Consider the following 23,014-nt stretch of genomic DNA (forward strand, 5'->3'; position numbering starts at 1 on the left):
ATCCCCAACCCGGCATCGCCACACGCCTCGACGCACCGCAATCGCGTCGTGAACGCCCGCAACTCCTCCAGATCCGGTGCCACTACTTCCCCCACGACCAGCCCTCCCCCGAGGTTATTCGAAACTTTGTTCGACTCTAGCAGTCCGACCGGACCACAGGCAATTGCCGAAAGTTCAGATCCCCAGTGCCGCAGCGGCCGCGAGGGCGAGGGATTCGTCGACCGCGTCGTAGCCGCATGACCCACCGCCGGGGCCGCCGCTGTCGGCGACGGTGCGGCGGGCGGAGAGGTGTATGGCGTCGACACCGGTGCCTGCGACCGCGGCGATGTCGTCGACGCGGATCCCGCCGCCTGCCATTACCTGGATCCGCCCGTGTGCGTGGGCGACCATGGCCGTCAGCGCGTCGAGGCCGTCGATGCAGCGCGGCGCTCCGCCGGAGGTGAGGACGCGGATGATGCCCGACCGTGCGAGCGCGTCGAGGGCGGTCGCTCTGTCGTCGACGACGTCCATCGCACGATGGAACGTCACCTCCACCGTGTACGGGTCGATGCCGTCGAGCAGGCGGGCCAGAGCGTCGCGGTCGACGGCCATGCCGGGCGTCAGCGCACCGACAACGACGCCGGATGCGCCCGCGCCCACGGCGGCTTGGATGTCGCGGGCCATGACCGCGATCTCGTCGACGCCGTAGACGAATCCGCCGGGCCGGCATCGGATCAGCGGGTGCACCGCGATCCCCTGAGCCGCAACGGCTTCGATCATGCCGATGCTCGGCGTCAGCCCACCGGTCGCGCCGAGCGCGGTACACAACTCGACCCGCGAGGCTCCGGCGCGCCGTGCGATCCGGGCGCCCGCGACGTCCTGGACGGCCAGTTCGAGTACGGGCGCCATCTAGAACGACTGCCAGGAAGGCTTGTGTTCCAGCGCGTACCGGTAGTAGTCGGCGAGTTGCAGCTTGCTCGCTGCGGCTTCGTCGATGACGACGGTGACGTGCGGATGCAGTTGCATCACCGAAGCGGGGCAGAACGCGGAGAGCGGTCCCTCCGCGGCGGCGGCGATCGCCTCGGCCTTGCCCTTGCCGAACGCGATCATCACCAGGTGCCGGGCTTCGCAGATGGTGCCCAGCCCCTGGGTGAGGACGTGGTGCGGGACGTCGTCCACGCTGTCGAAGAACCGCGCGTTGTCGAGGCGGGTCTGCTCGGTGAGGGTCTTGACGCGCGTGCGTGACGTCAGCGCGGAGCCCGGTTCGTTGAACCCGATGTGGCCGTCGGTTCCGATGCCGAGCAGTTGCACGTCGACGCCGCCCGCCTCGGCGATGGCCGCGTCGTAGCGTGCGCCTTCCTTGGCGATGTCGGGTGATTCGCCGTTCGGGCTGAGCACCCGGTCGGGGTCGAGGTCGACGTGGTCGACGAACTCCGAGCGGATCACCGAGAAGTACGACTGGTCGTGACTTTTCGGCAGCCCGACGTATTCGTCGAGGAGGAAGGCCCGCGCGTCCGTGAAGTCCAGTCCGGACTCGCGGTGCCGTCGCGCGAGTTCGCGGTAGCTCCCGAGCGGGGACGACCCGGTGGCGAGGCCCAGTGTCGTCGGCCCGCGCCGGACGTACCTCTCGACGATGTCCGCCACGGTCGTGCTGACCTCCGACGGGGTCTGCCGGATTACGATTTCCATGCGAGTCCTTCCGTTCCGGCGGGCATTCCGCCGGAAAACACGCCACGCGGGCGCAGTTGGTGATCGGTCACGACGATGTCGGCGCGGAGGCCCGGGGCCAGGGTTCCGCGTTCGGTTTCCAGGCCGAGCAGCCGGGCCGGGGTCCTGGTGGCGGACGCGACGGCGTCGACGAGTCCGACGCCGCTGTCGACAACGGTGGTGCGCACGACGTCCAGCAGTCGTGCGGTGCCGCCCGCGATGGCTCCCTCGGATCCGTCGGCGGTCGCGAGCCGGGCAACACCGCGGGAGACGCACACGTCCAGAGGCCCGAGTTGGTAGTCGCCGTCCGAGACGCCGGCGGCGGCCATGGCGTCGCTGACGAGGACGATCTGCTCGGGTCCGACGGTGTCGAACACCATCGACACGGTGTCGGGCGCGAGATGCACTCCGTCCGCGATCAATTCGACGACGATGTCGCCGCGACCGGCTGCGGCGAGGAACGCGGCCACCGGGCCCGGCGCGCGGTGGTGCAGCGGCGGCATGGCGTTGAACAGGTGTGTGGCGGTCAGCGGCCCGCCGGCGGCGTCGGCGATCCGCGCGGATGTGGTCGCCGCGTCGGTGTCGGTGTGGCCGAGGCTCGGCAGCACGCCGCGCCGGCGCATCGCCCCGAGGAGCTCACCGAAGTGCGCGGTCTCCGGTGCGAGCGTCATCGACCGGACGGTGCCGCGCGCGGCGTCGCAGATCCGCTCGAACAGGCCGGGGTCGCCGGGCACCACGGACGCGGGATCCTGCGCACCGCAGCGGGCACCGGAGATGAACGGACCCTCCAGGTGGATCCCGAGGAGATCACCGCGTTCCACCAGGTCGGCGAGGATTCCGGCCTGCCGGAGCAGGTCCTGCTCCCCCGCCGACACCAGGCTTCCGAGCAGCCCGGTGGTGCCGTGCCCGCGGTGGTGGTCCGCGGCCAGCCTCGCCCCGTCGGCGTCGGCGTTCGGAAAGCCCGCGCCGGCACCGCCGTGGCAGTGCAGGTCGATCAGGCCCGGCAGCAGTATCGACGAACTCGGGTCCGGCAGCGGCACCTGCCCGCGGTACTGCGACGCCGCACCGACCCAGGAGATTCGGTCGCCGTCGGTGACGACGACACCGTCGCCGCGTTCCACGTCCTCCACGACGGCCCGGCCGCGCAGGATCATCGCGGTGCCCCGGACCCGAGAGCCGCGACTGCCGACCGTGCGGCCTGCGGGGACTGTGCGCTGCGCGCGGCGACTGCCATCTCCCGGCACCGGTCGAGGTCGGTGGCGGCCAGGCGGGCCCGCACGGCGCCCAGCGACGGCGCCACCATGGACAGGCTCGTGACACCCAGCCCGACGAGCACCGGCGCCAGCGCGGGATCGGACGCGGCCTCACCGCAGACCCCGACGGGTACCCCCGCCTCGGCGCCGGCCGCGCCGACCAGGCCGACGAGGTCCAGGACGGCGGGCTGCCACGGGTCGAGCAACGTGGCGAGACCGCCGGCCATCCGGTCTGCGGCGCAGGTGTACTGGCTCAGATCGTTGGTGCCGATGCTGACGAAATCGAGGTGTTCGAGCAGGTCGCGGGCTCGAAGGGCGGCCGAGGGGATCTCGATCATCGCCCCGACCTTCGCGATGCCTCGGGACCGGGCGAGCGCGGCGAAGCCCTCCGCCTCGTCCGCCGTGGCGACCATCGGGGCCATCACCCACAGGTCGGCGCCGGTGGAGGAGGCAGCGACGCCGAGCGCTTCCAGCTGGGTGGCCAGGACGTCCGGGTAGACGGAGCCGACCCGCAACCCGCGCACGCCGAGGGCCGGGTTCTCCTCGGCGCCCAGGTCGAGGAACGTCAGTGGTTTGTCGGATCCGGAATCGAGTGTCCGGACCACCACCTTCCGTCCGGCGAACTTCTCCAGCACGGCGGTGTACGTGGTGATCTGCTCGTCGAGGGTGGGCGCGGTCTGCCTGCCGAGGTACAGGAACTCGGTGCGGAACAGTCCGACGCCCTCCGAATCCGCGGTGGCGGCGCGCACGGCGTCGTCGACGGTGCCGATGTTGACGAGCAGCCCGACGGGTGCGCCGTCCCGGGTGCGGCCCGGACCAGTCGTGACCGCGACCCGCGCCTCGGCGATCCGCTCCGCCACCTCCGACCGTCGACGTTCGCCGGGGTCGACGACGACCTCACCCGTGGCGCCGTCGAGCACCACCGGTCGCCCCTCGACCAATCGGTCGAGGCCGGCGCAGTTCACGATCGCGGGCAGGCCGAGCGACTTCGCCAGTATCGCAGTGTGACTCGTGGGCCCGCCCTCCGCGGTGAGCAGACCCACCACCTCGCTGCCACCGAGCATCGCGGTGTCCGCGGGCGACAGGTCCCGTGCCACGAGCACGAACGGGTGTCCCGGATCGGGGATTCCGGGCATCGGCACGCCCAGCAGCACCGCGACCGCGCGATGTCCGAGGTCCCGCAGGTCCGCGACGCGCTCGGCGAGATACCCGCCGAGAGCCTCGAGTGTGGTGCAGAAGCCGTCGAACGCGACGCGCACGGCGTGTGCCGTCGGCATGCCGCCGCGAAGGTTCTCCTCGGCGGCGGACACGATTCCCGGGTCGCGGGCCATGGCCGCCGACACGAGCAGGATCTCGGACGCGACGCCGTCCACCTGCGCGGCGCGGGCCTCGAGGTCCCCGGACACCGTCGCGAGGGCGTCGCGCACCCGGGCGATCTCCGCCGGGACCGATTCGCCGACAGGGTCTTCGGCGGACGTCTCGACCGGCGTCCCGAACGCGAGCCAGGGCGCGCAGACCAGCCCCGGACTCACCCCGAGTCCGTGCACCACGTGTTCCGTGGTCGTCGGCATCAGGCGGCGTCGAGGTCGGAGGCGAGCAGGTCGGCGAGTCGGTCGAGGGCCTCCTCGCTGCCCTCCCCGTCCGCGGTGATCGTCACCTCGGTACCGAATGCGGCGCCGAGGGTCATGACCGCGAGCATGCTGCCCGCGTCCACCGGCGCGGATTCGCCGACCGCGATCTGCACCGGGACGGGCACGGCCGCGGCGGCCTGGGTGAACTTCGCGGCGGGGCGGGCGTGCAGGCCCACCTTCGAACCGATGAGGACCGTTCGTGAAGCCATGCTCACTGACCTGCCTTTTCCGTGTCGCTGTCGGTGTTGGTGTCCGCGTCGTCCTCCCGGCCGGGGGTGCGCAGGTTCCATTTCTTGATGACGAAGCTGAACAGGACGTAATAGATCACCGCGTACCCGAGTCCGATGGGGATCAGCATCCACGCGTTGGTGGCCTTGCCGAAGTTGAGGACGTAGTCGAAGAAGCCTGCGGAGAACGTGAATCCGTCGTGGATGCCGAGGGCGTTGACGAGCGCCATCGAGGTGCCGGTGAGGAACGCGTGGATCAGGTACAGCGGCCAGGCGACGAACATGAACGCGAATTCGAGGGGCTCCGTGATCCCCGTGAGGAACGCCGTCAGCGCGGTGGACAGCATGATGCCGCCCACGACCTTCTTCTGCGACGGCCGGGCGTTGCGCCAGATCGCCAGTGCGGCAGCGGGAAGCGCGAACATCATGATCGGGAAGAAGCCCGTCATGAAGATGCCGGCGCTCGGGTCGCCGGCGAAGAACCGGTTGAGGTCGCCGCGGACGAGTTCTCCGCTCGAGTTCTGGTAGTCGCCGACGAGGAACCACACGGTGGAGTTCAGGATGTGGTGCAGGCCGGTCGGGATGAGCAGGCGGTTGGCCATGCCGTAGACGCCGCCACCGATCACCGAGTTCTCCGCGATGGTCTCGCCCACCCACGTCAGGGCGGAGTTGAACGCCGGATACAGGAACGCCATGAGGACGCCGACGACGAGACCGGTGACGGCGGTGAGGATGGGAACGAGCCTGCGCCCGTTGAAGAATCCGAGGTAGTCGGGCAGTTTGGTGCGGTAGAACCGCTGCCACAGGATGGCGGACAGCAGACCCATCACGATGCCCGCGAGGACCCCGTAGTTGATCAGCGCCTGGTCGCCGTTCGGATCGGTCTTGCCTTCCAGGACGACCGGGGACATGGCCTCGAACACGCCGTTGATGACCATGTATCCGACCACGGCGGCCAGGGCGGTGGACCCGTCCGCCTTCTTGGCCCAGCCGATGGCGATGCCCACCGCGAAGATGAGGGGAAGCCAGGTGAACACGGCCTGGCCGGCCGCGGAGATGACGGACGCAGCGGTGTGCATCGAGTCGAATCGTCCGAGGAGGTCGTCCTGGCCGAGCCGGAGCAAGATGCCGGCCGCGGGAAGTACCGCGATCGGCAGCATCAGGCTGCGCCCGAGGCGCTGTAACCCGGCAAACACCGCTGATTCCTTTTTCGGGCTGTCTACGACAGTCATATCGGCCTTCTCTGTGCGCTTCGGTCGCCGAATCGGCGTCTGGTGAGTCCCGAAACCGGTGGCGGCGAGCGCGTCGTACGGCTTCGGGAAAACTATTGTGGACCAGCACTCCCAACGGGTACTGTCCGGTCATAACCAGTTGCTAGTTTGACCAGGTGAGCACAGGATGTCAACAGGCAAATGTGATCCAGCTAACTCATTCCGCACCTTCACCTGCAGCGCAAACACGAACTACGAGGGAGAACCGATGTCCAAAGCGGACGCAATCATCAGCGGCCTCGGCGGTGCCGACAACATCGTCGAGATCGAGGCCTGCATCACCCGGCTGCGCACCGAGGTCAAGGACGGCGCCAAGGTCGACGAGGCCGCGCTCAAGGCCGCAGGCGCCCACGGGGTGTTGAAGGCGGGCAGCGTCGTGCAGGTTATCGTCGGCCCCGAGGCGGACACCCTGGCCGAGGACATCGAGGACATCCTGTGAGCCTGTCCGTGCAGGCACCACTGCCCGGCCGGGTTCTCGCCCTGGCAGACGTGCCCGACCCCGTGTTCGCCGGACAGATGGTGGGTTCCGGAGTCGCGATCGAGCCGGCACGCGACCGCGGCGCCCTCGACGTGCTCGCGCCCATCTCCGGCAAGATCCTCAAACTCCACCCGCACGCGTTCGTCATCCTGGGCTCTGCGGGCGGCGGCGTACTGGTCCACCTGGGTATCGACACGGTGAAGCTGCAGGGCGAGGGATTCACCCTGCTGGCCGCGGAGGGCGACGAGGTGGACGCCGGCGACCCCGTGGTGCGATTCGATCCGACCGAGATCGACGGCACCGGGTACTCCGCCGTCTGCCCGATCGTGGTGATGGATTCCAAGCCGGATTCGGTGTCCACCGACACCATCGGATCCGACGTGACCACCGGCGACGTCCTGTTCGACTGGACGGCGCAATAGAAATAGAGCAGCAGAAGCCAGGGCGGCCGGGCTCAGACGCTGCGCCGAGTCCGCTCCCCCTGAACTTCCATCTGCAGTTGGTAGCGATCGGACCGGTACCAGCTGCGGGTGTGCTCGACCGGCGTGGGGCCGCTGAAGGACACCCGGTCGAAGTACATCACCGGGGCGCCCTTCTTGATGCCGAGCAGGGTCGCGATCTCCTGGCTCGCCCCGTCGGCGCTGACGGTCTGCTCCGCCCGGTCGATCGGCATGCCGTACTTGTCGGCGGTGGCCCGGTAGATCGAGCCGGTGAGGTCGAGGTCCAGAAGGCCGGGAAGCAGTGCGGCGTTGAACCAGCCGTCGTCGACGCTGACCGGTTCGCCGTCGGCCAGCCGCAGCCGTTTGACGTGATAGGCGCTCGTGTCCGGTGCGATCCGCAGCGCCTTCGCGGTGGCCTCGGGCGCCGCGTCCTCCTCGCTCTGCAACACCACCGTCGTCGGCTTGTGCCCCTGCGCCCGCATCTCCTCGGTGAACGAGGCCAGGTGGAGCTTCGACTGCACCGGACGGTGCGCCACGAACGTGCCCTTGCCGCGCACCCGCACCAGGTGACCCTCGTTGACGAGCTGTCCGATCGCCTCGCGAACGGTGATGCGACTGACGCCGTAGTCCTGCATCAGTTTTCGTTCACTGGTCATGAGATCGCCGGGCTGAAGTTCCTTGGTGCACTTGTGCAGCAGGATGGCACGGAGTTGCTCGTGCTTCGGAATCACGCTGTCGCGTAGATGTACGGGCATCATGCCGGCGGCTCCAGCTCTGTTCAGGGGTCGGACACATCGGATCAGGCAGTCGGACTGCAAAGGTCCCGTCCGGTCCGGTCCAACACCGAGAATACGTGATCCGGGCGCCCGGGCCTACCGTGCCGCGGCCGCCAATGCCTCGAGGTACCTGCGCGTCATCACCTTCTGCACGACCCGGCCCGCCGGCCCGCCGATCCGCGTGAACCATCGCCCCGGTTTCGAGAACGCCGACACGGTCGCGACGACGGCGCCGTCCGGCCGCTGTTCGACGACGAAGCTCTCCTCGCCGCGCTCGGGGTGACCCGGCAGCGTGCCGTACGCGAATCCCTTGCGCTGCGGGTCGTCGAGCACGTAGACGACCCGGCAGGAGAACGCCAGCCGGAGCGGACCGATCCCCCAGCGCAGTTCGACCGTCGTGCCGGGCACGGCGGTCGGAGTCTCGGCCCGCACGTCGAGCCCGGCGCCGCGGTGCATCCCCCAGGAACCCAGGTGGGCCGCGGCCGCCTCGAATGCGTCTGCACCGTAACCGATCACCTTCTGCTCGCGCAGATGGTGGTATCCGGTGGGGAACGGAACGTCGCGGCTCGCACCCACCTCCGGGTACGTGAACGCGGGCAGGTCGTCTCCGGAGGTGCTGATGGCGGTCGATCCTCTCGGTCGGGAGGTTGCCCAGCCTACTGCTCCGACCGGGCCGCGGGACGGATGTTCTGATTCACATGGAAGAGGTTGTCCGGATCGTACTTCGCCTTCACCTGTGCGAGCCGGTCGTAGTTGCCGAGGTAGGAGGCACGCACCCGGTCCTCGCCCTCGGACATCATGAAGTTGACGTACGCCCCGCCCGCGGTCGTCGGGTGGAGGGCCTCCCAGTACTGCTTGGCCCAGTCCGTGATGAGCTGGGCGTTCGCCGGATCCGGGTCGACACCGACGATCACGCCCGCCCAGCCGCCGTCCCGGTACGCGAACGCCGTGCCATCTTCGGCCACCCGCGTCGCCGCGCCGTCGATCGGATACATGTGCATCGTCGAATGGCCGGTGGGCAGCCGACGGCCGAACTCCAGGTGGATGTCGACGGCCTCGTCGGAGATCTCGCGGACGAAGTCTGCGCGCCAGTACCACTGCAATCCCGCCGGGTACAGTGCGTCGAAGGCCGATTGCAGTGCCGTGAAGGGCATTTCGCCGACCCCTACCAGCAGTGGGTTACCGAATTCGCGGATCGGTTCGAGCACCGCGTCGGCCTTGCCCGGATCACCGGTGTAGCACCAGATGATGCCGCACGCCTTGCGTCCCCACAGTTCCTCGGGGAACGGCGGTGCCGGCGGAATGGTCAGCAGTCCGATCCAGCCGTTGAGTTCCTCGGGCAGCGACGGCAGGAGTTCGCGGTACCACCGCATCACGTCGGGGGTGTCCTCGAGGTCGTACAGCACCGGCCCGCCGACGATATTTCCGTGGTCGCCGATCTCGTGACACGCGAACTGGAACGACGTGACCACACCGAAGTTTCCGCCGCCGCCACGCAGCGCCCAGAACAGGTCCGGATGGGAGCGTTCGCTCGCCGTCACCAGTGTGCCGTCGGCGAGGACGACGTCGGCGGAGAGCAGATTGTCCACCGTGAGACCGAAACGGCGCGTCAGGTAGCCGATCCCGCCGCCGAGCGTCAGCCCGCCGACACCGGTGGAGGCGATGAACCCGGAGGGGGTGGCCATGCCGAACGGCACGGTGGCATGGTCGACGTCGCTCCAGGTGCACCCGCCGTCGACCCGGACGGTCCGGTCGCCGGGCGAGACCGTGGTCCCGCGCATCCCCGACAGATCGATCACGAGGGCGTCGTCCCACACGCCGAGGCCGCCCGCGTTGTGTCCCCCTCCGCGGACCGAGAGTTCGACGTGCTGCTCCCGGGCGAACCGCACGCACGCGACGACGTCTGCAGCGTTGGCGCACCGCGCGATGGCCGCGGGCCGACGGTCGATCATGGCGTTGTACACCGCGCGCGCGTCGTCGTAGCCGGCGTCGCCGGGCGTGATCAACTCTCCGCGCAGAGACGCGGCCAGTTCCGTGAAAGGCGGTGTCGTCGTCGGTGTCGAACTGGTGGTGGTGCTCATGACCTTCTCCTCGGATCGGCGGCCCCGGAACGGGTAGTTCCTGGTACTTCACACCGTAGGAATCGGGCGTTCGCGCACCGTTCGCGCCGAATCCCCGCCGGCGAACGGTCCGACGTCCGCGCGAAGCCGGAGGACCTGCGGCAACCACCACCGGTCGTCGTGTTGCTCGGCGGCGATCAGGGCGGCATCGAGGGTGGCGCGGGCGGCGGCCGTCGACCCGATGTCGATCTGGACCTCCGCCAGCAGCGAGAGCCAGTACGGCATCCGCGCGAACGCCCGCTGCCGTCGCAACGCGGCGAGCCCGTCGCGGATCTTCGCGATGCCCGGTTCGCCGCCGAGAAGCCGGCCTTCGAGGATCTGCGACCACTGGCTGTAGTACGCGAAGTGGTAGCGCTCGCACAGCTGCCGCAACTCCGTCAGCGAGGCGAGCAGCGCGGTGTCGTCGCCCCGCACCTGATGCAGCACCGACGCGTACCCCAGCGCCACCGCGAGACTGTACGGATGGCCGCAGGTCCTGCCCAGCGCGAGGGCATCCGCGGCCGCCTGCTCGGCCGCCTGCTCGTCGCCGATCATCCAGTACGCGTGCGACGCCCACGCGTGGCAATGCACCTCGAGCCGTGTTCCGAGGATGAACGAATAGTCGTCCGAGAACGATCGCTGCGCGATGTCGAAATGTTCGATCGCTTCCCTCGGCCTGCCGAGACCGAGGGCGCCCCCCGCCACGGCGAAATGCGCCTGACCCTCGAATTCCGGATCCGCCGCGGACAGTTCGAGGGCGCGCACGCCGAGCCTGTGGGCCTGCGCGGTGTGCCCCTGCACGAAGTGGACCGCGAACAATCCGATCAGCGCACCGAGCACCACCTTCGGCCTGCGGAGCCGTTGCCCCAACTCCATGGTGCGGTCGAGCGTCCGTTCGAGCGGCGGGGCGGAGTACCCGTACAGGGTGGTCAGCGGCGCCGACATGCCCAGGCGCACGTCCACCTCGTGAGCGTCCCGGTTGCGGCCCAGCGGCATCGCCTCGAGAAGGTCGAGGCAGTCCCGGAAGAGGCGCAGGGCGTCGGCGTTCGCGAACACGCCTGCCGCTACCTCGGCGGCGCGCTGCAGATAGTGGAGGGCACGGTCGGGGCGGCCGCCGCGCCGATACTGCTCGGCGAGTTGGGCGGCCACGTCGTCGGTGCGGCCGGTGTGGAGGAGTTCGAGTCCCTGCGCCAGACGCCGATGCAGGAGCCAGCGTCGCGGTGGACCGACCGAGCGGTACGCGGCCTCCCGGACCAGATCGTGCACGAAGTCGTACCCGGTGCCCGCGGGCCGGACGATCCTGCGCCGCCACAGTTCGTCGACCGCCTGCACGAGGGAATCGGTGTCCAGGTCGCTCGCCTCGCTGAGCAGGTCCAGATCGAAATCCGTGCCGAGCGCCGCGGCGAGGCCTGCGACGTCCCGGGCCGGTTCCGAGCACTGCTCGAGTCGCCGGGCCAGCACCTCGCCGAGGTCGCCGGCGCCCCCGCCGCGCCCGGTCCCATCCGCGGCGGGCACCATCCTGGCGGCCTCGACGACGTACAGCGGGTAGCCCGCGGTCGCGGCGTACAGCACCGCTTCCTCGGAAGGATTCAGCGCCGGGCCACCGAGGGACCTCGCCAGTTCGGCGGTCGCGTCCGCGGTCAACGGGTCCACCTGGACGTCCGTGACCAGTCGCGCCGACCGGAGGGCCCGCACCGCGTCCGTCACGTCGCGGCGGGACTGCGCCTCGTCCGTGCGGGCGGTCGCCGCGACCAGGACGCGCAGGTGGGTGTCGAGGGACAGCAGGAACGCGAGCCACGCCGTCGTCTCCGCGTCGCACCACTGCAGATCGTCGAGGACGAGCAGCACCGGCCGTCCGGGCGACAGCACCGCCCGCGCCGTCCCCTCGAAGAAGCGGTGCCTCTGCCACGCGTCGACCATCGCCCGGGACGTCGCGGGCCGCGGCGCGGACTCGGCGCTCGGGACCAGCCGCTCGACCTCGGCCCTCCACAACGGGTCCAGCGACCCGACCGCCGATCGAAACTCCGCGCTGCGCAGCCACTCGGCGACGGGGGCGAGCGCGACGCGGCCCGGCAGTCCGAAACACCGCGCGGTCGCCACGACTGCCCCGTCGGCGCGGGCGATCTCCGCGAGTTCGGTGGTCAACCGGGTCTTGCCGACTCCCGCGTCACCCGACACGAGCACCAGGCCCTGGCTGCCGTCGAGGGTCTGCCGCCACCGCCGCTGCAATTCCCCGCATTCGCGTTCCCGCCCGATGAGGGCGGGCACCGCCGTCCGGACGTGTTCGGGCCGGGGAGCCGGGGCGGGTTGCTCCCCGAGCAGGTTGTCGAACAGCCGGGTGGTCGCGGCGCCCGGCGCGACCCCGAGTTCGGTCTCGAGCACCGCCGCGCACCGGTGATACGTGGTCATCGCCGCCGCCCGGTCGCCCGATGCGGCCTGCAGTTCCATGAGCGTCCGGTACCCGGCCTCCGCCAGCGGGTCGAGTTGGATGCGACGGCGTGCGCACGCCGTCGCCGTCTCCACATCACCCGACTCGCGCAGCACCCGTACCGTCGCCTCGCAGAGTTCGATGCACTCCCGGCGCAGCACGTCGCGATGGTCGAGGACCCAGTCCTCGTACGCCCCGGGCATGAGGTCACCGCGATAGGTGTCGATCGCGAGGTCCGCGTGTTCGAGAAATGCCTGGGTGTCGGAATCCGCGAGGGCGGCGAGGGCGGCCGCCCGCTCGTTGCGGAACGTGTCGACGTCCACCCGGCACGACGGCGAGTCGGACCACGCCAGCGTCGGCCCGTCCGCGGTCGGCGCACCGTCCGATCCCAGGAGACCGCGGAGGTTGTGCAGTTCCCGCCGCAGGTTGGTGCGGGCCTGCTGCTCGCTCGACTCGGGCCAGAACAGCCCGGCGAGACGGGTCCGGGACTGCGCGAGACCGGCGTGCAGCACGAGATAGGCCAGCAGCGCGATCGCCCGTGACGAGACGGTGCCCGCCCGGTCGTCCTCCGGGTCCGACACGCGCTGCTCGCCGAGCAGGTAGACCGTCACCATGACTGACCAGCTCCCGGTCGCGGAACGAGGCGAGCTTCCGCGTCCTTCATCATCGCACGGTCAGCGGAAGTGCTGGTACAGCGCTTTCAGCTCCCGGATCGCGGCGTCCACCGCACGCTCGTCCTCACTGACCGAGCGGATCGCCTTCCGAAGCAGCAGCGGGTCGAGGTCGTCGATCGCCGCCCGGAAGTCGGCGTCGGGCAGTCCGGGCAGCGAGGACTCGTCACCGAACCAGTCGTCGATATCGGCTTCGGCGGAGTCGCCCCCGACGCCCTCGATCAGCATGTCCAGATCGACGCCGCGCAGCGTCAGGATCTCGAGCGGGTTCTCGTCGATGCGTTCGGTGGTGAGGTACGCGACCGCCGCCGCATGCTTGCACGGCCACCCGTCGTCCGGGCAGGTGCAGTCGTAGTTCAGCGCGGACGCCCCGGCGGGCAGCAGCAGGGGGCCGAGCGCCTCCGGAACCCCGCCGCCCGCCAGCATCGCCAGACTGCCCGGTTGCCTGCGCACCAGCGCGACCAGTTCGGCGACCTCCGACTCGTCGAGGCGATCGATCGACACGGTCGCAACGAACGGCTGGAGTTGACTGCCCTGGACCTCCCCCGTCACCGTTCCGCCCGAGATCTCGAGCGAGATCACCTGACCGCTGCGCGCGTAACTCCGCCCGCGGCTCATCCGGCCCTTGTCGGCGACGAACTCGATGATCTCGACGAATTCGCGGCCCCACCACGTGCGCCCGAACGATCCCCGCTGCGACCGTGCCTCCAGCCCGCCCGACACCGGTCGTCGCCGGCCGTACTGGCCGAAATACGGTCCGGGGCGCCGATTCGTCATTCGCCCACCGCCTCGTCGCCGAGCCGCAGCAGTTCGCCCAGCTGTTCGGTGCTCATCTCCGTCACCCAGTTCTCGCCCGTCCCGACGGCGAGGTCCGCCAGTTCCTGTTTGGTGGCGATCATCGCGTCGATCCGCTCCTCCAGCGTGCCGACGCACACGAGTTTGCGCACCTGCACGTCGCGCCGCTGGCCGATCCGGAACGCGCGGTCCGTGGCCTGGTTCTCGACCGCCGGGTTCCACCACCGGTCGAGGTGGACGACGTGGTTGGCCGCGGTGAGGTTCAGCCCGGTTCCGCCGGCCTTCAGCGACAGCATCATGATCGGCGGCCCGTCGTCGCCCTGGAACGAGGCCACCATGTCGTCGCGCTTCTGCTTCGACACGCCCCCGTGCAGAAACGGCACGGGAGTACCGAAACGTTCGGCGAGGTATGGGGTGACGAGATCACCGAATTCACGGAACTGGGTGAACAGCAACGCCTTCTCGCCGTCCGCGACGACGGAATCGAGGATGTCCTCGACGAGCCCCAGCTTGCCGGACCGGTGCTGTCCGCGCCGCATCACCGCCGAACCGTCGCGCAGGAAATGCGCCGGATGGTTGCACACCTGCTTGAGTTTGGTCAGGGCGGCGAGCACGGCGCCCTTGCGCTTCATCCCCTTCTTGTCCTTGATCTGCGCCATCATGTCGTCGACCACCGCCCGGTACAGCGCGGCCTGCTCGGCGGTGAGGTTGGCGCGGACCGTCATCTCGAACTTGTCCGGAAGGTCCGCGATGACCGCGGGATCGGTCTTGACGCGGCGCAGCACGAACGGAGATGTGACGGCGCGGAGCCGGGCGACGGCCGTCTCGTCCTGTTCCCGCTCGATCGGCACCACGAAACGCTTGCGGAACATCGCCTCCGAGCCCAGGATGCCGGAGTTCGCGAAATCGAGGATCGAGCGCAGTTCGTCCAGCCGGTTCTCGACCGGAGTGCCCGTCAACGCGACGCGGTGCTCCGCCGGGATGCTGCGGGCCGCTCGCGCCTGCCCGGTCTTCGCGTTCTTGATGTGCTGCGCCTCGTCGAGGACCACCCGCCGCCAATCCTGTTCCTTCAGTTGCGCGACGTCGCGGGCGAGCAGCGCGTACGTGGTGATCACCAGGTCGCTCTGCGTCACGGCGGCGGTGAGCTCGTCGCCGTTCAGCCGCTGCGGACCGTGGTGGACCAGCACCCGCAGCGAGGGAACGAAGCGGGCCGCCTCCCGCTGCCAGTTGCCGACCACCGACATCGGGCACACCAGCAGGGTGGGCGTGGCGGCGTTCTCGTGCGCCAGCAGTGCGAGTAGTTGCAGCGTCTTGCCGAGACCCATGTCGTCGGCCAGGACCGCCCCGAGCCCGAGGCGGCTCATGAACACCAGCCAGTCGAGCCCCCGCTTCTGGTACGGCCTCAGCGTGGCGTCCAAACCGTCGGGGGTCGGCACGTCCTGCGGCGTCGTGTCGCCGTCGAGCAGCGCGGCCGCCCAGCCGGTGGCGGTGACCTCCTCGACGGGGAGGTCGGACAGATCGTCCGCGATCAGGTCTTTCAGTAGGTCCACGATGGCGCGGTCGCCGCTGCCGTGCCGCTCGGCCACGTACCGCGCGGCACGGGAGAGCACCTCCTGATCGGCCCGGACCCACTCACCCCGCAGCCGCACGAGATCGCTCTTCGCATTGACCAACCGGTTCATCTCGGCGGCGGTGAGCACCGTGTCGCCGAGTGCCAGTTCCCAGTTGTACTGCACCAACTGGTCTTTGCCGACGGACCGGTTCTCCGCGCTGGCCGGGGTGCTCGGCGAGCTCACCCGCAGTCGCATCGACGGCGACGCCACACTCCACGCCCGCGGCAGCAGCAGGCTGATGCCCTTCTCCTTCAACGCCACCGCGCCGTGCCCGACGAGGTCGATGACCACCGCGGTCGGCAGCATCAGGTCGAGACTGTCGGGATCGCTCGGGACGTCCTGCAGTCGCGGGTAGGCCGCGACGGCCTCGGTCAGTTTGCGGACCCCGGTCTGCAGGCGGCTCGCCTCGGTGCGGTGCAGCGGAATCGGCACCGGCGCTTCACCTTCCGGCCGCAGGCACACCTGCAGCCGCCACAGCACCGTGTCCGGGTCCCAATCCCCCTCCACGTCCACATCTTCCGGCTCGAGCAGTCGCAGCACCAGTTCGGGCTCGTCCACCTTCAGGCTGTCCCGCCACCCGTCGAGCGAACCCGCCAGCTGGGCGGTGCCGTCGGCGAAGTCCTCACCCCGAACCAGCGCCTCGATCAGCGGGTGCTCCGCGTCGCTGCCGGAATCGTCGGGGTGCCCGCCGCCCAGGACCCGCCGGGCGACGGGGTCGGTCAACTCGGTCACCATGTCGTCGAGCACCGCCCGCGGGGTGGTTCCGTGGCGCTGCACCGGGGGCATCGCGACCGACAGTTCCGTGAGCCACGCACGCTGCCGTTCGCCGCCGAGGAGCCGCCAGCGCGGCCACCAGCCGCCCTCCGCCCGGTGCACCTCCGGCACCACGCGTCCCGCACGCACCCAGCGCTCGACGCCGCGCGCGACGTGGGCGAGGTAGCGCAGATCCCCGGCAATCCGGGGGTCGCGGGCCGACACCGACAGCAGAAAATCAGTCGCGTCCGGCGGCGCGAGGGCGACCGCCGCCCACTCGAGCATCTCCGGCCCCGACGGCGTCGGCATCGGCACCTTCACGTGATGGCGGAACTTCCGGGCGAGCACCCGCCCGACCGCGTCGGTCTGCTCCTCGGCGGCCGGATTGCGGTCCTCGACCCACAGCATGAGACCCGAACCGGGTGTCCAGAGGCCGTGCAGCATGCACCCATCCAATCAGGCCCGACCGACAGCGAGAGAAAACCCTGCTCGGGGACTGTAACCATCTACGACATTCCACCGATGAACGAGGTGGCGGCTGTCCACGCCGGAATCGACCGGGATCGCTGCCGTTCGTAGATCGCAGTGATCGGAGGAGACATAAATGGACCCTACACAGATGTTGCAAATTCTCGTTCAGCTCGTTCAGCTCCTAGGACCGTTGATGGGTGGCGGCGGAGGCGGCGGAGGCACCGGCTCCCTGGGTAGCCTGTTCGGCTCCTGAGTTCTCACGAGAAGGCCCGCCGACTCCGGTTCGGCGGGTCTTCTTCGTGCCCGGATCCTGCTTCCGGTTCGTGATAGGACTGTGGGCGTGAGCATGGCATACGGCTTCAGTGAATACGGCGGCCCCGAGACGCAGCAGTTCTTCGACGTCCCCATTCCCTCCCCCGGCCCCGGTCAGTTGCTGGTCGCCGTCCACGCGGCGGGCGTGAATCCCGCCGACTGGAAGGTGCGGGCGGGAACGCGCAAGGACACGGTCCCGGTCACCCTTCCCGCGGTTCTCGGGCGGGAGGTCGCGGGTGTGGTCGCCGATGTCGGCCCCCGGGTGGCCGATTTCGCGGTCGGCGACGCCGTGTTCGGCGCGACCGCCACCGGATTCGGTGGATACACCGAGTACACCCTGGTCAACACGGCCGCTGCGGCACACAAGCCCGACGGGGTCTCGTTCGCCGACGCGGCCACCCTGCCCGTCGCGGCGGGGACCGCGTACGACGCGCTGACCACCCTGGACCTGGCGCCCGGCAGCAGACTGCTCGTCGTCGGCGCGGGCGGTGGCGTGGGAGTGGCGGCGCTGCAGTTGGCCGCGGCCCGGGACGTCACGGTGATCGGGGTCGCGAGCGAGGGCAAACGGGAGGTCGTCGAATCGCTCGGCGCCACCTGGGTGGCGTCCGGGGACGGACTCGCCGAACGCGTGCCCGGCCCGGTGGACGCCGTCTTCGATCTCGTCGGCGGTGCCGCGCTGGCCGAGGCGGCGCGGGTGGTGACGGACCCGGCGGCGATCATCAGCGTCGGCGACCCCCTCGCGGCACGGGACCTCGGCGGCTCGGGAGTGGAACGGCGCCGCACGTCCGCGGTATTCGCGGAGGTGGCCGCACTGGTCGCCGACGGAACCCTCGACCCGCGGGTCGCCCACCGGTTCCCGTTTGCGCACGCCGGCGACGCTCTCTCGACGGTCGAGTCCGGACACACCAGCGGCAAGGTCGTGATCGAGTTCGGTTAGCGGGTCTGGCGTTCACCCGGTCCGAGGTAGATGCTGGAGAGACGTAGCTGCCGGAAACTCTCGGGAGTCGGTCATGAGCATCCTGATCCAGGTTCTCGAACAGGGGTACGCGCTCACCACCCCGTGGGAGCAACGGAAGTACGCCTTCGTCGATGCCACGCACATCGTCACCATCCGCTTGGACGGGCAGTCGGGTGTGTGGCTCGACGGAATGAAACACGGTGAGGCACACCGGCTTGCGGTCACTCCCGTCGCCAGCGAGGCGATCTTCTTCCTCCTGCGCACCCTCGACCTGCTCGCCGAATGCCGGCAGAGCGGCGGTTCCTGGGTCATCGGCCACGACGGCATGCACGTGTCGTCGATCGCCGCGGTGCGTCTGCCCTTCAGCTGACCTGTCGGAGGCCGGGTGCATACTCCTGGACGGTAGGGGGAGAGTGTTCGAGCGCCGGGGGACGCATGAGACTTCTGTACGTGACGGCGTGGCTGGCCGTGATGCTGTCGGCCGGCGGCTGCGGGGTGTCGCTGTTCGAACTGGGCGACAGCCCCGCACCGGGCAGCCCGCCCCGCGCGCACATCGAGGAGTTGCTCGGGCGGGTCGCCACCGTCGAATCCCGCCCGCACCCCGGCGGATACCAGCGCGGGTGTTCCGGCCGGGAGTTGTGCGTCTTCGGACCGGCCTGGACCGACGACCAGGACGCCGCGGGCGGCCACGACGGGTGCGACACCCGCAACAACGTTCTGGCGCTCGATCTCCGCTCCGTGGTGTTCCGCGACGGCACCCGCGACTGCGTGGTGCTCAGCGGGACCCTCGCCGATCCGTACTCCGGTGAGGTGCTCCCATTCGACAGGGCGGACGCGAAGGCCGTCCAGATCGACCACGTCTACCCGCTGGCGGCGGCGTGGGACATGGGCGCGTCGACGTGGCCGCCCGAGCGCCGGCTCCGGTTCGCCAACGACGTCACGTTCAACCTGCTGGCCGTCAACGGTGCGGACAATCAGGACAAGGGGGACCAGACCCCGCAGGACTGGCTGCCGCCGAATCCCGCGTACCGCTGCTTTTACGCGGGCAAGTACCTCTCGGTGGCGGTGGAGTACGGACTTCCGGTGACGCTGGCGGACCGTGACGCGCTCGCCGAGGTGGCGGAGCGGTGTCCGTGAGCGCCTCAGGCCACGGTGAACGACCGGGTGTGCCAGCCGGTAGCGCCGCTCGGGACCGGCGGCGTCCGCTCCTCCACCTGCACGTTGCCGTCCAGATCGGTGGCCCGCACCTGGAGTGTGTGCAGGCCGGCCGCGGCCTGCCACTCCCACGTCCACTGCCGCCAGGTGTCGATGGTGTACTGCGGGGCGAGGGTCGCGGTCTGCCATGCGCCGTTGTCGACCCGCACCTCCACCTTCTCGATGCCGCGGTGCTGCGCCCATGCGGTTCCGGCGACGAGTACGGGGCCGGGCGCGGTGGGTGCGAACGGGGCGGGCACGTCGATCCGGGACGCGGTCTTGATCGGACCTTCCGCGGACCATCCGCGCTTCGTCCAGTAGGCCTCGGCCTCGTCGAATCGTGTGAGTTCCCAATCGACCACCCATTTGGTGGCCGACACGTAGCCGTAGAGACCGGGGACGACCTGCCGCACCGGGTAACCGTGTTCGAACGGGAGCGGCTGACCGTTCATCGCCACCGCGAGAATCGCGTCGCGGCCGTCCCGCAGTGCCGCGACCGGGGTGCCCGCCGTGAAGTGGTCGCTGCTCGTGGACAGCAGCATGTCGGCGTCCGGGTGCACGCCGGCCTCGTCGAGGATGTCCTTGATGGGGTAGCCGATCCACGTGGCGTTGCCTGCGAGGTTTCCGCCGACCTCGTTGGACACGCACGTCAACGTGACCACCCGTTCCACGGGCGTGCGCGCGATCAGGTCGTCCCACGAGAGGGTGAGTTCGCGGTCCACCATGCCGTGGATGCGCAGTTGCCAGTCGTCCGTCGTCAGTCGCGGCACCCGCAGGGCGGTGTCGATCCGGTAGAAGTCCTCGTTCGACGTGACGAACGGGGTGCCGCCCGGCACGCCGATGTCGGTGCCCGGGGCGATCGCGCCCGCCCGGTCCGTCACACTCGGAATCGCGAAGGCGCGGCGGTTGTCCACGGCGCCCGCGACCTGCTGCCCGAGGTACCGGCCCGCGGCTCCGGCGGCCGCGGCCGTCGCGGCGGCTGCCGCCGCCAACAGGAGAAAAGTGCGGCGCGGCAACCACGAATCCTCGGAATCCGAATTCTCCGGTGCCCGCGCGGTGGCCGTCAGCACCCGCAGGACCGCGATGCCGGCGACGACCCCCACCACGGTCGGCAGCGCATACATCCAGGTGGCGCCGGGACGCTGGGTGGCGGCCACGATTCCCACCAGCCCGAGCACCGCGAGAATCGCACTGCCGAACGGGGCGCGGGGGCGCTCGACGATCCCCGCGACCGCGGCGAGGAGCACGATGAGGATCGTCATGCCCACGAACAACGCGGGTTTGTCGTTGGTGCCGAACGTGTGTATCGCGAACTCGCGGGCCCACGCGGGGCTGCGGTCCACCGTCGTCGAACCGACCGCGTAGAACGGCGACGAGTTCGGGTCGATCAGCGCCGCGAGCAGTTCGCCCACTCCGAGTACCACGCCGGCGGCGATCACTCCGGCGAGCGCGCGGGAGAACAGGTGCCGCCGTCTCCGCGGCGTCCGCGCCGCCTCGTGTCGGTCACCGATCGTGGTAGTCATCGCAGCCTTGCTCCTTTGCCGTCGTCACCGTGTATTCGGAGCTGAGAACGCGCACGGATGGGACCCCACCACTAGTATTTACCGGATGAACCAGCTCGACAAAGACACTCTTCTCTGCATCTCGCTCTCCGGTCGTCCGAGCAACATCGGCACCCGGTTTCACAATTATCTGTACGGCGAGCTGGGCCTCAATTTCGTGTACAAAGCCTTCACCACCAACGACCTCCAGGCTGCGGTCGGCGGCATCCGGGCGCTGGGGATCCGCGGCGCCGGCGTCTCCATGCCGTTCAAGGAGCAGATCATCGACTACGTCGACGTGATGCACGAGTCGGCGTCGGTCATCGAGTCCGTCAACACGGTCGTCAACGAGGACGGGGTGTTGCACGCCTACAACACCGACTATCAGGCCATCGCGAACCTGTTGCGCGACAACGCGTTGCCCCACTCGCTGTCGGTGGCGGTGGCCGGCAGCGGCGGCATGGCCAAGGCCGTGGTGGCCGCCGTGCGCGACTACGGGTTCACCGACGTCACCGTGATCGCCCGCAACGAGAAGACGGGCGGCGCCGTCGCGAAGCAGTACGGATTCGACTGGCAACCCGAACTGGGCACGGCTCGGCCGGGGTTGCTGATCAACGCCACCCCCATCGGAATGGCGGGTGGTCCCGAGGCCGAGGATCTGGCATTCGAACTCGACGCCATCGCCGCGGCGGACGCCGTGTTCGACGTGGTCGCGATGCCCGCCGCGACGCCGCTGATCCGGGCCGCGGCCGAACGCCACAAGACCGTCATCACGGGCGCCGAGGTGATCGCGCTGCAGGCCGCGGAACAGTTCGTCCTCTACACCGGCGTGCGCCCGTCCCCCGAAGAGATCCGCAGGGCCTCCGAGTATTCACGGTCGTGAGGTGAGCACCGCCGAGACACCCGCGCAGCGGCTCGCACGCAATTTCAGCGAGCTGCTGCAGGAACTCCGTGTCGCGCAGGCCGGTGTGCAGATCCTGTTCGCCTTCCTCCTCGCGGTCGCCTTCACCGAGGCGTACGAGGAGCAGTCGTTCGGCCTCCGCATGCTGCACCTCGTGACGGTGCTCCTGACGACGGTGTCCTCGGCGCTCCTCATCGCCCCGGCGGTCTGGCATCGCGTGCTGTTCCGTCAGGGCCGCCGGACCGACATCCTGCGCAAGGCCAACCTGTTCGCACTGTGGGGTGTCGGATTTCTGGCCGCCGCCATGACCGGCGCCGTGATCCTGATTGCCGAAGTGGCAGTGGGCGGTCCGGTCGCGATCGCGATCGGCGCGGCCGCCGCGCTGATGTTCGCGACGCTGTGGTTCGTGTTGCCCCGTCTTTTCAATCACCACGCCGACGGCGAGGACTAGGTCCCGCCGTCCCGTTGTCCGTGAGCTGTTGCGCAGCAACGCTTTCCTCACCGGGGGTTCCCCGCTCCCGGGACCCGTCGCGCCTCCGTCCGGCCGTGAACCCCTCCCGTGTCCGAATCTGGATTAATTCAATTTTGGGTCTTGACACGCATTGTGACCCCTGTCACGCTTCTCTATACGGAATCATTATTTCGCATTGTGGAAGAAGGGTCGCATGGTTTTCGATGCAGGACTCCGACGATTCAACGAGGCCTCCCAGTCCGAGGCGACGAAATGGGCGCGAATCTGCCTGGACATCCCCCGGTGGGCAGACGAACTCGTCTCCGCCCGGCCGTACCCCGATCGCTCCTCGTTGCTCACCGCCGCCAGGACGGGGGCCGGCCCGCTGTCCGCGGAGGAGATAGAACTGGCCCTCGCCCGTCACCCCCGGATCGGTGAACCCCCGGGCGGCGACAACGCCGAGGCGCACCTGGCCCGCTCGGAACAGTCGAACGTCGATTCGTCCGACGCGGCGGCGAAGAAGCGGCTCACCGACGGCAACCGTGCCTACGAGGACAAGTTCGGACGGGTCTTCCTGATCCGCGCCGCCGGGCGCAGCACGTCCGACGTCCTCACCGCCCTCGACCGCAGGCTGGCCAACGACGAGCACAGCGAATTGGCCGTTGTCGCAGAGGAACTGCGCGACATCGCCGCCCTCCGGCTCGCCGGGATGCTGGACGCATGAGCGACGTCAGCCAGGTCACCACCCACGTCCTGGATGCGGCGGAAGGCGTGCCCGCACAGGAGGTGCCGGTCACGCTCGCGGTCCGGCGAGAGTCCGAATGGATCACCGTCGCCGACGCCGTCACCGACGACGACGGACGCGCCGTCACCCTGGGACCCGCCCGACTCGAGCCGGGCACCTACCGGATCGTCTTCGACACCGGACGCTACTTCGCCGCGAAGGGCCGTCCGACGTTCTACCCCGACATCACCATCACGTTCGCCCTCACCGACAGCGAACAGCACTACCACGTACCTGTCCTTCTCAGCCCATTCGCATACTCGACCTACCGAGGGAGCTAA

Annotated in this window: 22 protein-coding genes; 9 read left to right on the forward strand and 13 right to left on the reverse strand. The window is 69.6% G+C overall.

Translation table 11 applies throughout. The annotated features are described in order from the left end of the window. Positions 1 to 174: 174 nt before the first annotated feature. The 6 genes from MLGJGCBP_RS41990 to MLGJGCBP_RS42015 are packed head-to-tail and all read right to left on the reverse strand — an operon-like array spanning position 175 to position 6,029. The gene (locus tag MLGJGCBP_RS41990) at positions 175 to 888 is read right to left on the reverse strand and encodes a copper homeostasis protein CutC (protein ID WP_160103474.1); all 714 of its coding nucleotides are present in this window, start codon (positions 886 to 888) and stop codon (positions 175 to 177) included. Next, positions 889 to 1,668, reverse strand: coding sequence for a glucosamine-6-phosphate deaminase (gene nagB, locus MLGJGCBP_RS41995; RefSeq protein WP_160103476.1), 780 nt, complete (start codon positions 1,666 to 1,668; stop codon positions 889 to 891). Further along, a complete protein-coding gene (locus MLGJGCBP_RS42000; protein WP_160103478.1) occupies positions 1,656 to 2,840 on the reverse strand; it encodes an N-acetylglucosamine-6-phosphate deacetylase in 1,185 nt (394 codons plus the stop codon). The genes nagB and MLGJGCBP_RS42000 overlap by 13 nt, the downstream gene beginning before the upstream one ends. Further along, on the reverse strand, positions 2,837 to 4,510 hold the full coding sequence (ptsP, locus tag MLGJGCBP_RS42005; RefSeq protein ID WP_160103480.1) for a phosphoenolpyruvate--protein phosphotransferase: 1,674 nt from the start codon (positions 4,508 to 4,510) through the stop codon (positions 2,837 to 2,839). The genes MLGJGCBP_RS42000 and ptsP overlap by 4 nt, the downstream gene beginning before the upstream one ends. After that, on the reverse strand, positions 4,510 to 4,779 hold the full coding sequence (locus MLGJGCBP_RS42010; protein WP_201453354.1) for an HPr family phosphocarrier protein: 270 nt from the start codon (positions 4,777 to 4,779) through the stop codon (positions 4,510 to 4,512). The genes ptsP and MLGJGCBP_RS42010 overlap by 1 nt, the downstream gene beginning before the upstream one ends. Before the next feature lie 2 nt (positions 4,780 to 4,781). Continuing rightward, positions 4,782 to 6,029: a PTS transporter subunit EIIC gene (locus MLGJGCBP_RS42015; RefSeq protein WP_160103484.1), complete on the reverse strand. Its 1,248-nt coding sequence runs from the start codon at positions 6,027 to 6,029 to the stop codon at positions 4,782 to 4,784. Between the two features lie 166 nt (positions 6,030 to 6,195). Here MLGJGCBP_RS42015 and MLGJGCBP_RS42020 point away from each other — a divergent pair, with 166 nt between their 5' ends. Continuing rightward, positions 6,196 to 6,507: a PTS glucose/sucrose transporter subunit IIB gene (locus MLGJGCBP_RS42020; protein ID WP_275957313.1), complete on the forward strand. Its 312-nt coding sequence runs from the start codon at positions 6,196 to 6,198 to the stop codon at positions 6,505 to 6,507. Next, positions 6,504 to 6,968, forward strand: a complete 465-nt coding sequence (locus tag MLGJGCBP_RS42025) for a PTS sugar transporter subunit IIA (protein ID WP_160103486.1) — start codon at positions 6,504 to 6,506, stop codon at positions 6,966 to 6,968. The genes MLGJGCBP_RS42020 and MLGJGCBP_RS42025 overlap by 4 nt, the downstream gene beginning before the upstream one ends. A 32-nt stretch (positions 6,969 to 7,000) precedes the next feature. Here MLGJGCBP_RS42025 and MLGJGCBP_RS42030 read toward each other — a convergent pair whose 3' ends face one another. From MLGJGCBP_RS42030 to MLGJGCBP_RS42055, 6 genes are all read right to left on the reverse strand, one after another. After that, positions 7,001 to 7,744, reverse strand: a complete 744-nt coding sequence (locus tag MLGJGCBP_RS42030) for a GntR family transcriptional regulator (protein WP_160103488.1) — start codon at positions 7,742 to 7,744, stop codon at positions 7,001 to 7,003. A gap of 114 nt (positions 7,745 to 7,858) precedes the next feature. Further along, entirely contained in the window at positions 7,859 to 8,338 is a 480-nt protein-coding gene (locus MLGJGCBP_RS42035; protein WP_160103490.1) for a DUF1990 family protein, read from the reverse strand. Between the two features lie 80 nt (positions 8,339 to 8,418). Continuing rightward, positions 8,419 to 9,843, reverse strand: a complete 1,425-nt coding sequence (locus tag MLGJGCBP_RS42040; protein ID WP_160103492.1) for an FAD-binding oxidoreductase — start codon at positions 9,841 to 9,843, stop codon at positions 8,419 to 8,421. A 48-nt stretch (positions 9,844 to 9,891) separates the two neighbouring features. After that, the gene (locus MLGJGCBP_RS42045) at positions 9,892 to 12,903 is read right to left on the reverse strand and encodes an AAA family ATPase (RefSeq protein WP_160103494.1); all 3,012 of its coding nucleotides are present in this window, start codon (positions 12,901 to 12,903) and stop codon (positions 9,892 to 9,894) included. Positions 12,904 to 12,963: 60 nt separating this feature from the next. Beyond that, complete coding sequence (locus MLGJGCBP_RS42050) at positions 12,964 to 13,737, reverse strand: SWIM zinc finger family protein (RefSeq protein WP_160103496.1); 774 nt, start codon at positions 13,735 to 13,737, stop codon at positions 12,964 to 12,966. Then, entirely contained in the window at positions 13,734 to 16,565 is a 2,832-nt protein-coding gene (locus MLGJGCBP_RS42055; RefSeq protein WP_160103498.1) for a DEAD/DEAH box helicase, read from the reverse strand. The genes MLGJGCBP_RS42050 and MLGJGCBP_RS42055 overlap by 4 nt, the downstream gene beginning before the upstream one ends. A gap of 373 nt (positions 16,566 to 16,938) precedes the next feature. Between MLGJGCBP_RS42055 and MLGJGCBP_RS42060 the strand changes: the two genes are divergently transcribed. The 3 genes from MLGJGCBP_RS42060 (at position 16,939) to MLGJGCBP_RS42070 (ending at position 18,999) form a co-directional block, all read left to right on the forward strand. Further along, positions 16,939 to 17,841: an NADP-dependent oxidoreductase gene (locus tag MLGJGCBP_RS42060; protein ID WP_160103524.1), complete on the forward strand. Its 903-nt coding sequence runs from the start codon at positions 16,939 to 16,941 to the stop codon at positions 17,839 to 17,841. 73 nt (positions 17,842 to 17,914) lie between these two features. Further along, positions 17,915 to 18,232 (forward strand): hypothetical protein, encoded by a 318-nt coding sequence (locus MLGJGCBP_RS42065; RefSeq protein WP_087558530.1) that lies wholly within the window; start codon positions 17,915 to 17,917, stop codon positions 18,230 to 18,232. 65 nt (positions 18,233 to 18,297) lie between these two features. Beyond that, positions 18,298 to 18,999, forward strand: a complete 702-nt coding sequence (locus tag MLGJGCBP_RS42070; RefSeq protein ID WP_160103500.1) for an HNH endonuclease family protein — start codon at positions 18,298 to 18,300, stop codon at positions 18,997 to 18,999. Between the two features lie 5 nt (positions 19,000 to 19,004). Here the strand turns inward: MLGJGCBP_RS42070 and MLGJGCBP_RS42075 are convergent, their stop codons facing one another. Further along, positions 19,005 to 20,579, reverse strand: a complete 1,575-nt coding sequence (locus MLGJGCBP_RS42075; protein WP_160103502.1) for a molybdopterin-dependent oxidoreductase — start codon at positions 20,577 to 20,579, stop codon at positions 19,005 to 19,007. Between the two features lie 85 nt (positions 20,580 to 20,664). Between MLGJGCBP_RS42075 and MLGJGCBP_RS42080 the strand changes: the two genes are divergently transcribed. The 4 genes from MLGJGCBP_RS42080 (at position 20,665) to uraH (ending at position 23,014) form a co-directional block, all read left to right on the forward strand. Next, positions 20,665 to 21,480: a shikimate 5-dehydrogenase gene (locus MLGJGCBP_RS42080; protein WP_087558533.1), complete on the forward strand. Its 816-nt coding sequence runs from the start codon at positions 20,665 to 20,667 to the stop codon at positions 21,478 to 21,480. Position 21,481: 1 nt separating this feature from the next. Further along, the gene (locus MLGJGCBP_RS42085; RefSeq protein WP_160103504.1) at positions 21,482 to 21,949 is read left to right on the forward strand and encodes a DUF6328 family protein; all 468 of its coding nucleotides are present in this window, start codon (positions 21,482 to 21,484) and stop codon (positions 21,947 to 21,949) included. Positions 21,950 to 22,163: 214 nt separating this feature from the next. Further along, positions 22,164 to 22,673 (forward strand): 2-oxo-4-hydroxy-4-carboxy-5-ureidoimidazoline decarboxylase, encoded by a 510-nt coding sequence (uraD, locus tag MLGJGCBP_RS42090; RefSeq protein WP_160103506.1) that lies wholly within the window; start codon positions 22,164 to 22,166, stop codon positions 22,671 to 22,673. Continuing rightward, positions 22,670 to 23,014, forward strand: a complete 345-nt coding sequence (uraH, locus tag MLGJGCBP_RS42095) for a hydroxyisourate hydrolase (protein ID WP_087558536.1) — start codon at positions 22,670 to 22,672, stop codon at positions 23,012 to 23,014. Before uraD ends, uraH begins: the two co-directional genes overlap by 4 nt.

The sequence above is a fragment of the Rhodococcus sp. T7 genome (assembly GCF_009872365.1).
Lineage (GTDB): Bacteria > Actinomycetota > Actinomycetes > Mycobacteriales > Mycobacteriaceae > Rhodococcus_F.

Bases quoted from the DNA above. Each gene is read 5' to 3' on its own strand.
- MLGJGCBP_RS41990 (WP_160103474.1), bottom strand. From the start codon at position 888: ATGGCGCCCGTACTCGAACTGGCCGTCCAGGACGTCGCGGGCGCCCGG.
- nagB (WP_160103476.1), bottom strand. From the start codon at position 1,668: ATGGAAATCGTAATCCGGCAGACCCCGTCGGAGGTCAGCACGACCGTG.
- MLGJGCBP_RS42000 (WP_160103478.1), bottom strand. From the start codon at position 2,840: ATGATCCTGCGCGGCCGGGCCGTCGTGGAGGACGTGGAACGCGGCGAC.
- ptsP (WP_160103480.1), bottom strand. From the start codon at position 4,510: ATGCCGACGACCACGGAACACGTGGTGCACGGACTCGGGGTGAGTCCG.
- MLGJGCBP_RS42010 (WP_201453354.1), bottom strand. From the start codon at position 4,779: ATGGCTTCACGAACGGTCCTCATCGGTTCGAAGGTGGGCCTGCACGCC.
- MLGJGCBP_RS42015 (WP_160103484.1), bottom strand. From the start codon at position 6,029: ATGACTGTCGTAGACAGCCCGAAAAAGGAATCAGCGGTGTTTGCCGGG.
- MLGJGCBP_RS42020 (WP_275957313.1), top strand. From the start codon at position 6,196: ATGTCAACAGGCAAATGTGATCCAGCTAACTCATTCCGCACCTTCACC.
- MLGJGCBP_RS42030 (WP_160103488.1), bottom strand. From the start codon at position 7,744: ATGATGCCCGTACATCTACGCGACAGCGTGATTCCGAAGCACGAGCAA.
- MLGJGCBP_RS42040 (WP_160103492.1), bottom strand. From the start codon at position 9,843: ATGAGCACCACCACCAGTTCGACACCGACGACGACACCGCCTTTCACG.
- MLGJGCBP_RS42045 (WP_160103494.1), bottom strand. From the start codon at position 12,903: ATGGTGACGGTCTACCTGCTCGGCGAGCAGCGCGTGTCGGACCCGGAG.
- MLGJGCBP_RS42050 (WP_160103496.1), bottom strand. From the start codon at position 13,737: ATGACGAATCGGCGCCCCGGACCGTATTTCGGCCAGTACGGCCGGCGA.
- MLGJGCBP_RS42055 (WP_160103498.1), bottom strand. From the start codon at position 16,565: ATGCTGCACGGCCTCTGGACACCCGGTTCGGGTCTCATGCTGTGGGTC.
- MLGJGCBP_RS42060 (WP_160103524.1), top strand. From the start codon at position 16,939: ATGGCATACGGCTTCAGTGAATACGGCGGCCCCGAGACGCAGCAGTTC.
- MLGJGCBP_RS42065 (WP_087558530.1), top strand. From the start codon at position 17,915: ATGAGCATCCTGATCCAGGTTCTCGAACAGGGGTACGCGCTCACCACC.
- MLGJGCBP_RS42070 (WP_160103500.1), top strand. From the start codon at position 18,298: ATGAGACTTCTGTACGTGACGGCGTGGCTGGCCGTGATGCTGTCGGCC.
- MLGJGCBP_RS42075 (WP_160103502.1), bottom strand. From the start codon at position 20,579: ATGACTACCACGATCGGTGACCGACACGAGGCGGCGCGGACGCCGCGG.
- MLGJGCBP_RS42080 (WP_087558533.1), top strand. From the start codon at position 20,665: ATGAACCAGCTCGACAAAGACACTCTTCTCTGCATCTCGCTCTCCGGT.
- uraD (WP_160103506.1), top strand. From the start codon at position 22,164: ATGGTTTTCGATGCAGGACTCCGACGATTCAACGAGGCCTCCCAGTCC.
- uraH (WP_087558536.1), top strand. From the start codon at position 22,670: ATGAGCGACGTCAGCCAGGTCACCACCCACGTCCTGGATGCGGCGGAA.